Source organism: Klebsiella sp. GB_Kp047 (assembly GCF_040065235.1).
GTDB lineage: Bacteria > Pseudomonadota > Gammaproteobacteria > Enterobacterales > Enterobacteriaceae > Klebsiella > Klebsiella quasipneumoniae.
In genome coordinates this window covers 86,625-100,348 of the sequence record NZ_JBEAJG010000008.1, presented here as the reverse complement: position 1 = coordinate 100,348, position 13,724 = coordinate 86,625, and the positions used below count along the sequence as shown (strand labels likewise).

Genomic DNA, 13,724 nt, shown 5'->3' with positions numbered 1-13,724 from the left:
AAAAGCGAATGCGTTTAAAACCGATAGTCACCGCGCTGTGTGCTGGCGCGCTGCTGGCCGCCTCCCCTTTTGCGTCGGCCAAAGAGCTGAAAGCGATTGGCGTGACGGTGGGCGACCTTGCCAACCCGTTCTTTGTGCAGATCACCAAGGGCGCGGAGCTGGAGGCCCGCAAGCTGGCGGGGGATAACGTCAAAGTGACGCTGGTCTCCAGCGGCTACGATCTGGGCCAGCAGGTGGCGCAGATCGATAACTTTATCGCCGCCAAAGTCGATATGATTATCCTCAACGCCGCCGATTCGAAAGGCATTGGCCCGGCGGTGAAACGGGCCAAAGAGGCCGGGATCGTGGTGGTGGCGGTTGACGTTGCCGCCGAAGGGGCCGACGCCACCATCACCTCCGATAACACCCAGGCGGGCGAGCTGGCCTGTAAATACATTAGCGATCGTCTGAACAACAAAGGCAACGTGGTGATCATCAACGGGCCGCCGGTCTCCGCCGTACAAAACCGCGTCGAAGGCTGCGAAACGGAGTTCAAAAAACACCCGGATATAAAAATTCTGTCCTCCAACCAGAACGCCAAAGGCAGCCGGGAAGGCGGACTGGAGGTGATGACCTCCCTGCTGGCGGCCAATCCGAAGATTGACGGCGTGTTCGCGATCAACGATCCGACAGCGATTGGCGCCGATCTGGCAGCGAAACAGGCGCAGCGCAGCGAGTTCTTCATCGTCGGCGTCGACGGCAGCCCGGACGGCGAAGAGGCACTGAAGCGTAAGAACTCCTTGTTTGTCGCAACGCCGGCGCAGGATCCCCAGGTGATGGCGGCGAAGGCGGTGGAAATTGGCTACAACATCCTGCAGGGCAAACCGGCCCCAACCGCGCCGGTGCTGATCCCGGTGACCATGATCGACAAAAACAACGTCAGCTCTTACAAAGGCTGGACCGTGAAATAAGCGCAACCGGGCGCACGATCGTTCCGCCGATTGTGCGCTACGCTTAACAAGTATGACGGCGCGGAGTAGCGATCATGGAACGTAAAGGCATTATTGCCGCAGGCAACATGCTGGTCGATCATGTCCACCAGATCAGACAGTGGCCGGAGCGCGGCTGGCTGGTGGAGATTATGCATAGCGAACGCGCCACCGGCGGCGCGCCGCTGAACGTCCTGCTGACCCTGGCCAAAATGCACGCCGGCCTGCCGCTGCAGGCGGTCGGCCTGATTGGCGAGGATAACGATGGCGACTACATTACCGCCATGCTCGATCAGTACCATATCAATCGCCAGCTCGTGCAGCGCACCAGCTCTGCCCCCACCTCGATGACTCAGGTGATGACCGACGCTGACGGTCAGCGTACCTTTTTTCACTCCCCCGGCGCCAACCGCCTGCTTGACCTTCCGGCCTTTGAGCCGCTGGATGCGCCGCTGAAAATTTTCCATCTCGGCTATCTGCTGCTGCTTGAGAGTCTCGATCGCCCCGACGAAGTGTACGGCACCCGCAGCGCGCGACTGCTGGCGCAGATGCGCGAGCGAGGCTATGAGGTTTCCCTCGATCTGGTGTCGCGCAAGGGCGACCCGCGCTACCGCCCGCTGGTCCTGCCGGCGCTGGCGCATCTTGACTACCTGACCATCAATGAACTGGAAGCCAGCGAGTTTAGCGGGCTGGAGATTCGGCTACCCAACGGCGAGCCGCACGTCGCCAATATCGCCAGCGCCGCCAGCGCATTGCTTGACGCCGGCGTGCGCCAACGGGTGGTGATCCACTGCCCGGAGGGGGCATGGGGCGTCTCACGTACCGAAGCCGGGCGCTGGGTGCCGTCATGGCGGCTGCCGCCGGAGGAGATTGTCGGCAGCGTCGGCGCCGGGGATGCCTTCTGCGCCGGCCTGCTGTACGGCAGCCACGAACGCTGGCCGTTAACCGACAGTCTGCAGCTGGCCCACGCCTGCGCCCGCGCCAGCCTGCAGGCTGCCAATGCGATCGACGGCGCCAAAACGCTCACTGAGCTACAGACGTTTATTCAGTTGCAAAATAATTAGAAGGGTTGACTCCCCCAGCAATGGCCAGGCCGGTTAGACAGCTTCCCGCCCTATGCCGCCTTCTCGCTGTGGGTCACGTCGGCGGAAAAGACATAGCCCAGGCCGCGCAGCGTTTTAATCAGCGTCGGCTGATGCGGGTTCAGCTCGATTTTGCGCCGCAGGCGCATGATCAGCACATCGATGGTGCGGTCGAACACCTCGGTGCTTTCGGTATGGGTCAGCGCCAGCAACTGTTCGCGGTTCAGTACCCGGCGGGCGTTCTGCGCCAGCGCCAGCAGCAAACCGTATTCTCCCTGGGTCAGCGGGATCGCCTGCTGCTGCGGGTTATACAGCTCACAGCGGGTGGTATCCAGCCGCCAGCCGTTGAACGTCAGGCCGGCGGCGACGCCCGGCGCCTCGCTGGCCAGCGCCCCGCTGCGCCGCAGCACCGCCTTCACCCGGGCGACCACCACCCGCGAACTGAACGGTTTGGCGATGTAATCATCGGCGCCCATCTCCAGGCCCACCACCACATCGGACTCACTGCCCAGGCCGGAGAGCATCACCACCGGCAGCTCCGGCCGGGTGCGCTGCAGCTGCTGAAGCACCTGCAGGCCATTGGTATCCGGCAGGATCATATCCAGCAAAACCAGCGCGATGTCCGCCCGCTGCGCCACCGTCGCCAGCGCGTCGCCGCCGGTCTGGCAGACCAGCACCTCAAACGCGTGCGCGCCGAGCACATCTCTGAGCAGCTCGCCCATCGCTATGTCGTCATCGACCACTAAAATGACCGGTTTCATCTTTGCCTCTGCCCGCGGGGAGTTAGTGTCAGTCTGATCGATTCTGCAAGGCTGCGCCGACAAATTCCTCTCCCGGTGACATTTTTTCAAGCGCCGTCACATCTCCAGGGTATCGACACGTCAAATCTGTCGACAGGCTGTTTTTCGTCAGCATTTCGCCCAAAAAAGCCGCGTATCATCAAGGAATACCCACAATGAAAATATGGCATAGAAGATGCATAGTGACGGCGCGATAGCGCAAACGCGCCCATTGAATAACTGGAGCAAGACCGATGAAAAAAGTCGTCACGGTTTGCCCGTATTGCGCATCAGGTTGCAAAATCAATCTGGTGGTCGATAACGGCAAAATCGTTCGGGCTGAAGCGGCGCAGGGGAAAACCAACCAGGGAACCCTGTGCCTGAAAGGCTATTATGGCTGGGACTTTATTAACGATACCCAGATCCTGACGCCGCGCCTGAAAACCCCCATGATCCGTCGTCAACGCGGCGGCAAGCTGGAAGCTGTCTCCTGGGATGAGGCGCTGGATTACGTCGCCACTCGCCTCAGCGCCATTAAAGCCAAATATGGCCCGGATGCGATCCAAACCACCGGCTCCTCCCGCGGCACCGGTAATGAAACCAACTATGTGATGCAAAAATTCGCGCGCGCCGTTATTGGTACCAATAACGTCGACTGCTGCGCTCGCGTCTGACACGGCCCTTCGGTTGCAGGTCTGCACCAGTCGGTCGGTAACGGCGCCATGAGTAATGCCATCACAGAGATTGATAACACCGATCTGGTGTTTATCTTCGGCTACAACCCGGCGGATTCCCACCCTATCGTGGCGAATCACGTCATTAACGCTAAACGCAACGGGGCGAAAATTATCGTCTGCGACCCGCGCAAAATTGAAACCGCGCGCATCGCCGATATGCACATTGCGCTGAAGAACGGCTCGAATATCGCGCTGCTCAACGCGATTGGCCACGTGATTATTGAAGAGGATCTGTACGATAAATCCTTCGTCGCCAGCCGTTCCGAAGGCTTCGAGGAGTATCGCAAAATCGTTGAAGGCTACACGCCGGAGTCGGTGGAGGAGATCACCGGGGTCAGCGCCCAGGAGATCCGCGCCTGCGCCCGGATGTACGCCAGCGCCAAATCCGCCGCCATTCTGTGGGGCATGGGCGTTACCCAGTTCTACCAGGGCGTGGAGACCGTGCGTTCCCTGACCAGCCTGGCGATCCTCACCGGCAACCTCGGCAAACCGAGCGTCGGCGTCAACCCGGTGCGTGGCCAGAACAACGTCCAGGGCGCCTGCGATATGGGTGCGCTGCCGGATACCTATCCAGGCTACCAGTACGTTAAGTTCCCGGAAAACCGCGAGAAGTTCGCCAAAGCCTGGGGCGTCGACAGCCTGCCGGCGCATACCGGCTATCGCATCAGCGAGCTGCCGCACCGCGCGGCGCACGGTGAAGTGCGGGCGGCGTACATTATGGGTGAAGATCCGCTGCAGACCGATGCTGAACTGTCAGCGGTGCGCAAAGCGTTCGACGATCTGGAACTGGTGATCGTCCAGGACATTTTCATGACCAAAACCGCCTCCGCGGCCGACGTCATCCTGCCGTCCACGTCGTGGGGCGAGCACGAAGGCGTGTACACCGCAGCGGACCGCGGCTTCCAACGCTTCTTTAAAGCCGTGGAGCCGAAGTGGGATCTGAAAACCGACTGGCAGATCATCAGCGAAATCGCTACCCGGATGGGTTATCCGATGCACTACAACAACACCCAGGAGATCTGGGACGAGTTGCGGCATTTGTGCCCGGACTTCTACGGCGCCACCTACGAGAAAATGGGTGAGCTCGGCTATGTGATGTGGCCGTGCCGCGATGAGTCCGACGCCGATCAGGGGACGTCGTATCTGTTTAAAGAGAAGTTCGATACCCCGAACGGGCTGGCGCAGTTCTTCACCTGCGACTGGGTCGCGCCGATCGATAAGCTCACCGACGAGTACCCGATGGTGCTGTCGACGGTGCGCGAAGTCGGCCACTACTCGTGCCGTTCAATGACCGGTAACTGCGCGGCGCTGGCGGCGCTGGCGGATGAGCCTGGCTATGCGCAAATCAACACCGCCGACGCCGAACGGTTAGGCATTGAGGATGAAGCGCTGGTGTGGGTGAATTCGCGCAAGGGTCGGATCATCACCCGCGCGCAGGTCAGCGACCGGCCGAATAAAGGCGCGGTGTATATGACCTACCAGTGGTGGATTGGCGCCTGTAACGAGCTGGTGTCGGAGAACCTGAGCCCAATAACCAAAACGCCGGAGTACAAGTACTGCGCGGTCAACGTTGAGCGGATTGCCGATCAGCGCGCGGCGGAACAGTACGTGATCGACGAGTACAACAAGCTGAAATCCCGCCTGCGCGAAAGCGCGATGGGTTAAGGTTCGACGGCCATACCCGATATCCGGGAACCCTCCCCGGTGGCGCTTACGCTTACCGGGGCTACCAACCGAATACCGAACCGTAGCCCGGATAAGGCGCTACGCGCCGCTATCCGGGTATTCACCCCGCTAATTCCCGCCATTTTCTTCTTTTTCGCCTCCCTTTATACTGCGCGCTATGTTCCTTGCTGATAATAAATACAAATGAAATACCTCTTTTTATTTTTACTGGTTTTCACCAGCGGCGCAGCGGTGGCCACCGAACCCGGCAGTCAGTATCAACAGCAGGCGGAAGCCGGCGATCGTCGCGCGCAATATTACCTTGCGGATACCTGGGTCAGCTCCGGCGATTATCAGAAAGCCGAATTCTGGGCCCAGAAAGCAGCGGCGCAAGGCGATGGTGACGCGCTGGCCCTGCTGGCGCAGCTCAAAATTCGCAATCCGCAGCAGGCGGACTATCCGCAGGCCCGCCAGCTGGCGGAAAAAGCCGTTAAGGCCGGCAGTAAATCCGGGGAAATCGTCCTCGCGCGGGTGCTGGTGAACCGTCAGGCCGGTCCCACCGACGTGGCGCACGCCATCACGCTCCTGCAGGATGCCGCCCAGGACAGCGAAAGCGATGCGGCGGTAGACGCCCAGATGCTGCTCGGGCTGATCTACGCCAGCGGTGTGCACGGCCCGGAAGATGATGTGAAAGCGAGCGAATACTTCAAAGGCAGCTCAGCGCTCTCGCGGACCGGCTATGCCGAATACTGGGCCGGGATGATGTTCCAGCAGGGGGAGAAAGGCTTTATCGAACCGAATAAGCAGAAGGCGCTGCACTGGCTGAACGTTAGCTGTCTTGAGGGATTTGATACCGGCTGCGAAGAGTTTGACAGGATCAGTAAAGGATAAGAAAAAGCCCGGCGCTCGCGCCGGGCTTTGTGTTTTATTGGGCGGTTTTATCAAACTTGCCCAGCACTTCGCGTTCATACGCCAGCGCTTTTTTACGGTCGAACTTATGCTCCCACTTGGCGATAACCAGCACCGCCAGCGCATTGCCCACCACGTTCAGCGCGGTACGCGCCATGTCGAGGATACGGTCAACGCCGGCGATAAAGGCGAGACCTTCCAGCGGGATCCCGACGCTGCCCAGGGTGGCCAGCAGCACGACAAAGGAGACGCCCGGCACGCCGGCGATCCCCTTCGAGGTCACCATCAGGGTCAGCACCAGGGTGATCTCCTGCCAGATGGAGAGGTCGATGCCGTAGAGCTGGGCGATAAAGATCGCCGCAATGCTCTGATACAGCGTTGAGCCATCGAGGTTAAAGGAGTAGCCGGTCGGCACCACGAAGCTGGTGATCGACGCCGGCGCGCCATAGGCTTCCATTTTCTCGATAATTCGCGGCAGCACACTCTCGGAGCTGGCGGTGGAGTAAGCCAGAATCAGCTCATCTTTTAGGATGCGGATCAGGATCCAGATGCTCAGGCCGCACAGGCGGGCGACAATCCCCAGCACCACCAGCGCGAAAAACAGGATCGCGAAGTAAACCAGCAGCACCAGCTTGGCCAACGGCCACAGCGAGGCGAACCCGAAGGTGGCGACGGTCACTGAAATCAGGGCGAACACCCCGATCGGCGCATAGCGCATCACCATATGGGTGACTTTGAACATGGTTTCGGAGATGGAGCGGAAGACCGTCACCAGCGGTTCACGGTGCGTCGCCGGCAGCGAGGAGAGCCCCAGACCAAACAGCACCGAGAAGAAAATAATCGGCAGCATATCGCCTTTCGCCATCGACGCCACGATGTTGGTTGGCACCAGCGACAGGATGGTGCCCATCAGGCCATGCGCATGGCTCTGCACCTCAGCGGTGGTATTCTGGTATTTCGAAATATCAACCGCCGCCAGCTGCGACATATCAATGCCCGTTCCCGGCTGAAAGACGTTGGCCAGGGTGATACCCAGCACGATCGCCACCGTGGTGATCACTTCGAAATAGATAATCGTTTTGGCGCCGATCCGGCCTAACTGTTTGGCATCGCCCACGCCGGCAATCCCGACCACCAGGGTCGAAATAACAATCGGGACCACGATCATTTTAATCAGATGGATAAAGATATCGCCCGCCGGTGTCAGCAAATTGCTAATCAACCAATCGCGACTTTCGGCGTGGTAATGCAGATAACTGCCCAGAAGGATACCCAGCACCAGGGCTAGCAAAATTTGCCAGGCCAGACTGACTTTTTTTGTTTTCTTCACTACTGACTTCCTCAATGAAAGGCACCATTCCTTTTCGTCATGGTACCCACTGCAGGGGGTATGAATTGTGTTGCGTTGCTTTGTGGGGTTATTTAACGCGCAATATCAGTATCATTTGCACGGCATGCTGCGCAAGCCTTTAAGAACAGGGCTTTCCTCTGCTTTTCTGCATAAAGCAGCGAATTTCCCCCAGTTACCTTGCATAAGTATTTGTAATAAAAAATATTTCACACCATCCATTTCTATAAATTCATTTGCGTAATTATTTCACTTCAAAGTTTCATTTGACGAAATTTCACTCAGTTGAATCATTGCGTGATCTGCCCCCCAATTAACAAACAAAGCTGTCAAAACCCCTACTCTTAACGTTTGTTTGACATATATTTAACAAGTTCAAAGGAGAAAAAAAGCCATGAGCCAAATACACAAACACCCTATTCCCGCTAACATTGCGGAACGTTGCCTGATTAACCCGGATCAGTACAAGGCGCAGTATCAACAATCCATAACCGACCCTGATACATTCTGGGGCGAGCAGGGGAAAATCCTTGACTGGATGCGCCCCTACACCCGCGTGAAGAATACCTCCTTCGCGCCAGGTAACATTTCCATCAAATGGTATGAAGACGGCACCCTGAACCTCGCCGCCAACTGCCTCGACCGCCACCTCGCCGAGCGCGGCGATCAAACCGCCATCATCTGGGAAGGCGACGACGCCAGCCAGAGCAAGCACATCACCTACCGTGAACTGCATGCGGACGTGTGCCGCTTCGCCAATGTGCTGCTCGGCCTCGGGATTAAAAAAGGCGACGTGGTCGCCATCTATATGCCGATGGTGCCGGAAGCCGCGGTGGCGATGCTGGCCTGCGCCCGCATCGGCGCCATCCACTCGGTGATTTTCGGTGGCTTCTCGCCGGAGGCAGTGGCCGGACGCATTATCGACTCCAGCTCGCGCCTGGTGATCACCGCGGATGAAGGGCTGCGCGCCGGTCGCGCCATCCCGCTGAAGAAAAACGTCGATGACGCGCTGAAAAACCCGAACGTAAACAGCATTGAACACGTCGTGGTCCTGAAACGTACCGGCGGTAAAATCGACTGGCAGGAAGGCCGCGATCTGTGGTGGAGCGATCTGATGGCGAACGCCAGCGCCGAACACCGCCCCGTCGAGATGAACGCCGAAGATCCGCTGTTCATCCTCTATACCTCTGGCTCCACCGGTAAACCGAAAGGGGTGTTGCACACCACCGGCGGCTATCTGGTCTACGCGGCCACCACCTTTAAATACGTTTTCGATTACCACCCGGGCGATATTTACTGGTGCACCGCCGATGTCGGCTGGGTCACCGGCCACAGCTATCTGCTGTACGGCCCGCTGGCCTGCGGCGCCACCACTCTGATGTTCGAAGGGGTGCCGAACTGGCCAACCCCGGCGCGTATGTGCCAGGTCGTCGATAAGCATAAGGTCAGCATTCTGTATACCGCTCCGACGGCGATCCGTGCCCTGATGGCGGAAGGCGACAAGGCTATCGAAGGCACAGACCGCTCCTCGCTGCGCATTCTCGGCTCGGTCGGCGAACCCATTAACCCGGAAGCCTGGGAGTGGTACTGGAAGAAGATCGGTAACGAGAAGTGCCCGGTGATGGACACCTGGTGGCAGACCGAAACCGGCGGCTTTATGATCACCCCGCTGCCGGGGGCGATTGAGCTGAAGGCTGGCTCCGCTACCCGCCCGTTCTTCGGCGTTCAGCCGGTGCTGGTGGATAACGAAGGGCTGCCGCTGGATGGCGCCACCGAGGGCAATCTTGCCATCGCCGACTCCTGGCCCGGCCAGGCGCGTACCCTGTTCGGGGATCATGAGCGCTTTGAGCAAACCTACTTCTCCACCTTCAAAAATATGTACTTTAGCGGCGACGGCGCGCGCCGAGATGAAGATGGCTATTACTGGATCACCGGCCGCGTGGATGACGTACTGAACGTCTCCGGCCACCGTCTGGGTACTGCCGAGATCGAATCGGCGCTGGTGTCGCACCCGAAAATCGCCGAAGCGGCAGTGGTCGGTATTCCGCACAACATCAAGGGCCAGGCTATCTACGCCTACGTGACGCTCAATCACGGTGAAGAACCGACGCCGGAGCTGTATGCGGAAGTACGTAACTGGGTGCGTAAAGAGATTGGCCCGCTGGCGACGCCGGATGTTCTGCACTGGACCGATTCGTTGCCAAAAACCCGCTCGGGCAAAATCATGCGCCGCATTCTGCGCAAGATCGCCGCGGGCGACACCAGCAACCTCGGCGATACCTCGACGCTCGCCGATCCTGGCGTAGTGGAAAAACTGCTCGAAGAGAAGCAGGCCATTACCATGCCTTCTTAAGTAAGGACCGATTCCCTACACCCTCTCCCCCACCGGGGAGAGGATAAAAATAAGTCCCTCCCCCAGGATTTCACTCGCAGGAACGCCGTCAGCGAACCGTATCCCGGCCTTTAACGCCGGAGGGGTTGCTGTCGCCAGCGTCCGCTGCGTGGATGACGAAAGGGAGACCTCTGGAGACGCTAAGATGAATGAACAACTTTGTCAGCGGATAGAAAATAGTGCGCATTTCAGGGAGCTGGTAGCATCACGGCAACGGTTTGCCGCCATTCTGTCAGTGATTATGTTAGTGATCTATGTGGGCTTTATTCTGCTTATCGCCTTCGCGCCAGGCTGGCTCGGCACGCCGCTGCACGCCGGGACCAGCGTCACCCGCGGGATCCCGCTGGGCATCGGGGTGATCGTCATTTCGTTTGTTCTCACCGGTATTTATGTCTGGCGGGCCAACGGTGAATTTGACCGTTTGACCAAGAGCGTTCTCAACGAGGTAAAAGCATGATCAAGAGAGTCCTGACGGCGCTCGCCGCCACGCTGCTGCCCCTCGGCGTTCAGGCCGCAGACGCCATTACCGGCGCGGTACAGCGCCAGCCGACCAACTGGCAAGCGATTGTCATGTTCCTGATTTTCGTCGCCCTGACCCTGTACATCACTTACTGGGCGTCAAAACGGGTGCGTTCGCGCAGCGATTACTACACCGCCGGCGGCAATATCACCGGTTTCCAGAACGGGCTGGCGATTGCCGGCGACTTTATGTCGGCAGCGTCGTTCCTTGGTATCTCCGCGCTGGTGTATACCTCCGGTTACGACGGTCTGATCTACTCGCTGGGCTTCCTTGTCGGCTGGCCGATTATCCTGTTTCTGATTGCCGAACGTCTGCGCAACCTTGGCCGCTACACCTTTGCCGACGTGGCGTCCTATCGTCTCAAACAGGGACCGATCCGCACCCTCTCCGCCTGCGGCTCGCTGGTGGTGGTGGCCCTCTATCTGATCGCCCAAATGGTTGGCGCCGGCAAGCTGATCCAGCTGCTGTTCGGCCTTAACTATCACGTTGCGGTGGTGCTGGTGGGCGTCCTGATGGTGCTCTATGTCCTGTTCGGCGGCATGCTGGCGACCACCTGGGTGCAGATTATCAAAGCGGTTCTGCTGCTGTTCGGCGCCAGCTTTATGGCCTTTATGGTGATGAAGCACGTCGGCTTCAGCTTCAATAATCTGTTTACCGAAGCGATGGCCGTCCACCCGAAAGGCGCGGCGATTATGAGCCCAGGCGGGCTGGTGAAAGATCCGATATCCGCGCTCTCCCTTGGCCTCGGTCTGATGTTTGGTACCGCCGGCCTGCCGCATATCCTGATGCGTTTCTTTACCGTGAGCGACGCCAAAGAAGCGCGTAAAAGCGTCTTCTACGCCACCGGTTTTATGGGCTATTTCTATATCCTGACCTTTATCATCGGCTTCGGCGCCATCATGCTGGTCGGCGCGAACCCGGCGTTTAAAGACGCGGCCGGACAGCTTATCGGCGGCAATAACATGGCGGCGGTGCACCTGGCGGATGCGGTTGGCGGCAACCTGTTCCTCGGGTTTATCTCTGCGGTAGCCTTCGCCACTATCCTGGCGGTGGTGGCGGGCCTGACCCTCGCCGGCGCGTCAGCGGTGTCGCACGACCTGTACGCCAACGTCTTCCGCAAGGGCGCGACCGAGCGTCAGGAGCTGAAGGTCTCCAAGATCACCGTGCTGATCCTTGGGGTGGTGGCCATTCTGCTGGGTATTCTGTTTGAAAATCAGAATATTGCTTTCATGGTCGGCCTGGCCTTCTCCATCGCCGCCAGCTGTAACTTCCCGATTATTCTGCTGTCGATGTACTGGTCGAAGCTGACCACCCGCGGCGCGATGGTCGGCGGCTGGCTGGGCCTGCTGACTGCGGTCATTCTGATGATCCTCGGCCCTACCATTTGGGTGCAGATCCTCGGCCATGAGAAAGCGCTGTTCCCGTATGAATATCCGGCGCTGTTCTCCATTGCCATCGCGTTCATTGGCATCTGGGTCTTCTCCGCCACCGATAACTCACCGGAAGGGATGCGCGAGCGCGAGCAGTTCCGCGCCCAGTTTATCCGTTCACAAACCGGGATCGGTATCGAACGCGGCCAGGCGCATTAATTGTCCTCTCCCTTCCCCGGCATCGTTCGGGGAAGGGATTCTCCCCCTCAGTTATAAGTAAAGGTGATCACCCCGGTGGCGTTGGCTGTCCCCGCGGTCACCGCGCTCCCCGTCCTGTAATAGTTAGTGGATAAGGCGAGCGTCTGCATGGCCGCTGCGCCTCCGGGGCTGTCGGGGTTGGTGAAATAGCTGTAGCTGGCATCCGCGCCGCTGTTGGTCACCGTCGCGCGGCTCGAAGTATAGAGGCTGATATCGGTATTTAACGGCAGTGCTTTGCCATTCAAATTTAACTGCACTCCCACGCCAGTGGCGGCATTCTGTTCCGCCGTGAGGGCCATCACCGTATTGTCAGGGTTATCCCCGCTTGCAGAAGCAGCCGCCACACGCATCGAAACGTTAGTTCCCGGCTCGCAGGAGAGGCTCAGAGACTGCCGCGCGCTACCCACCTTCGTCGCGGTATTAAACTCACTGGCATTGATGCTGCCCATGGAAAAACTGAGATTATTGCTACCGACAATACACCCCATCGGGATTAGCTGGATGCTGGTGGTGCCGCTGATGTGCAGTTGTGAAATAGCGATGGTCCCCTTTTTATCCTTGGCCGATACCGTGGCCACCGGGTCGCTGAACGATAATTGACTCTTGCTGGCGATGGCGCCGCCGGTGGCCACCAGCTGCAGCTGATACGCTGGGGTATAATGAGTCGACGCGAAAGAGTCGAAAAGACCTGTCGGCTTTCCGAGGTAATAATTCACATCACCAATATAATGCACCTGCGAGTCGGGGCTGAAATCATCGGTGTCATCGCCATATTCACCGCTGATATTGAGCCACACCTTGACGCGGATACCGATCCCCTGCACCGAGGTGGCATAGATATTATCCCCTATCAGTGCCCCGGCATTGTTCGAGGACCAGGCAAAAACCGCGTAGGTGCTCCCCTCACAGTTAAGCAATTCCGTTTGCGAGCGCGTAATCTTCCCCGAGTCATACAGTACCGTCCCTGCGGTATAGCTCCCGGCATTGACCAGGATCTTTTCCGGCAGGTTGGTCATCGAGACATCGCCATAGTTGGTTCCCGTGCAGGCCGCCCAGCTATAGACGGGACACAGTGCCAATATGAGCAATAAGATCAGTTTTTTCATACCCATCCCTGTCGAAACGTTATTTGTAGGCCACATCGAACGTGGCGGTAAACCCGACCATCCCGGACCTTACCTGGCCATAAGGCGAAAACATACGTGCCACCATATTAAAGGTATGGATATCCGCATCGTCCCCAAAGGTATAGAGATACTGGTCGCCGGGGCCAAGGGGCTGCTGGTCGGCCATGCTCTGCAGCTGCAAACCGACGCCGCTGGCACCGTTGCTGCCAGTCTGGAAGTTTTTATAGATTGAAGCGTGGGTGCTATCGAAGCTGGTGCCGCTAAACGCGATGGTCACCGCCGACGCATCGGCGGAACAGCTGGAAAAGACCAGCTTAACCGGCACGCTGGCGCCGCTCGCCCCGGCATGTCCGGAGAACGTCTGCGAGGAGACGGTGCCTAAATCGATACTGTTCGACGGCTCCACGGCCACCTCACAGGAAGGCGCTTCGATGGTGCCCGTGACGTTAAAATTGACCGTGCTGCTGCCCTCATAAGCCAGCGCCGGAAGGGAGAGCAGCAAAATGGCCACCAGGAGGCCCCTTGTGCTGCCGTCTCGCATATTCATATCAGCCCCTCTTCCATGTTGA

11 protein-coding genes and 1 pseudogene are annotated in these 13,724 nt (G+C 58.6%); 7 read left to right on the top strand and 5 right to left on the bottom strand.

What is annotated here, in order from left to right; translation table 11 throughout:
• Window positions 1-8 precede the first annotated feature (8 nt).
• Together ABLV76_RS06265 and ABLV76_RS06260 are read left to right on the top strand one after the other, a co-directional pair.
• Window positions 9-950 carry an ABC transporter substrate-binding protein gene (locus ABLV76_RS06265; protein ID WP_004206362.1) on the top strand — a complete coding sequence of 314 codons (942 nt, stop codon included), beginning with the start codon at window positions 9-11 and terminating at the stop codon, window positions 948-950.
• Between the two features lie 74 nt (window positions 951-1,024).
• Window positions 1,025-2,032 carry a carbohydrate kinase family protein gene (locus tag ABLV76_RS06260; protein WP_017900095.1) on the top strand — a complete coding sequence of 336 codons (1,008 nt, stop codon included), beginning with the start codon at window positions 1,025-1,027 and terminating at the stop codon, window positions 2,030-2,032.
• A gap of 50 nt (window positions 2,033-2,082) precedes the next feature.
• On the opposite strand, the gene ABLV76_RS06255 is transcribed toward ABLV76_RS06260, so the two are convergent.
• Window positions 2,083-2,811 carry a response regulator transcription factor gene (locus ABLV76_RS06255; RefSeq protein ID WP_004206359.1) on the bottom strand — a complete coding sequence of 243 codons (729 nt, stop codon included), beginning with the start codon at window positions 2,809-2,811 and terminating at the stop codon, window positions 2,083-2,085.
• A gap of 272 nt (window positions 2,812-3,083) precedes the next feature.
• Here ABLV76_RS06255 and fdhF point away from each other — a divergent pair, with 272 nt between their 5' ends.
• A complete protein-coding gene (gene fdhF, locus ABLV76_RS06250) occupies window positions 3,084-5,231 on the top strand; it encodes a formate dehydrogenase subunit alpha (protein ID WP_077598907.1) in 2,148 nt (715 codons plus the stop codon).
• 204 nt (window positions 5,232-5,435) lie between these two features.
• On the top strand, window positions 5,436-6,122 hold the full coding sequence (locus ABLV76_RS06245) for a tetratricopeptide repeat protein (RefSeq protein ID WP_004206356.1): 687 nt from the start codon (window positions 5,436-5,438) through the stop codon (window positions 6,120-6,122).
• Between the two features lie 34 nt (window positions 6,123-6,156).
• Here the strand turns inward: ABLV76_RS06245 and gltP are convergent, their stop codons facing one another.
• Both gltP and ABLV76_RS06235 read right to left on the bottom strand, forming a co-directional pair.
• A complete protein-coding gene (gene gltP / locus ABLV76_RS06240; RefSeq protein WP_004206354.1) occupies window positions 6,157-7,470 on the bottom strand; it encodes a glutamate/aspartate:proton symporter GltP in 1,314 nt (437 codons plus the stop codon).
• Window positions 7,471-7,581: 111 nt separating this feature from the next.
• Window positions 7,582-7,782 (bottom strand): annotated as a pseudogene (locus tag ABLV76_RS06235) (hypothetical protein).
• Window positions 7,783-7,882: 100 nt separating this feature from the next.
• On the opposite strand from ABLV76_RS06235, the gene acs reads away from it, so the two are divergent.
• The 3 genes from acs (at window position 7,883) to actP (ending at window position 11,989) form a co-directional block, all read left to right on the top strand.
• The gene (acs, locus tag ABLV76_RS06230) at window positions 7,883-9,841 is read left to right on the top strand and encodes an acetate--CoA ligase (RefSeq protein ID WP_004206352.1); all 1,959 of its coding nucleotides are present in this window, start codon (window positions 7,883-7,885) and stop codon (window positions 9,839-9,841) included.
• Window positions 9,842-10,025: 184 nt separating this feature from the next.
• Window positions 10,026-10,337, top strand: coding sequence for a DUF485 domain-containing protein (locus ABLV76_RS06225; RefSeq protein WP_004206350.1), 312 nt, complete (start codon window positions 10,026-10,028; stop codon window positions 10,335-10,337).
• Window positions 10,337-11,989, top strand: coding sequence for a cation/acetate symporter ActP (gene actP, locus ABLV76_RS06220; protein ID WP_348878236.1), 1,653 nt, complete (start codon window positions 10,337-10,339; stop codon window positions 11,987-11,989). The genes ABLV76_RS06225 and actP overlap by 1 nt, the downstream gene beginning before the upstream one ends.
• Window positions 11,990-12,036: 47 nt before the next feature.
• Here the strand turns inward: actP and ABLV76_RS06215 are convergent, their stop codons facing one another.
• Window positions 12,037-13,134 (bottom strand): type 1 fimbrial protein, encoded by a 1,098-nt coding sequence (locus ABLV76_RS06215; protein WP_002885139.1) that lies wholly within the window; start codon window positions 13,132-13,134, stop codon window positions 12,037-12,039.
• A 19-nt stretch (window positions 13,135-13,153) separates the two neighbouring features.
• Window positions 13,154-13,702, bottom strand: coding sequence for a fimbrial protein (locus ABLV76_RS06210; RefSeq protein WP_004151734.1), 549 nt, complete (start codon window positions 13,700-13,702; stop codon window positions 13,154-13,156).
• Between the last annotated feature and the right edge of the window lie 22 nt (window positions 13,703-13,724).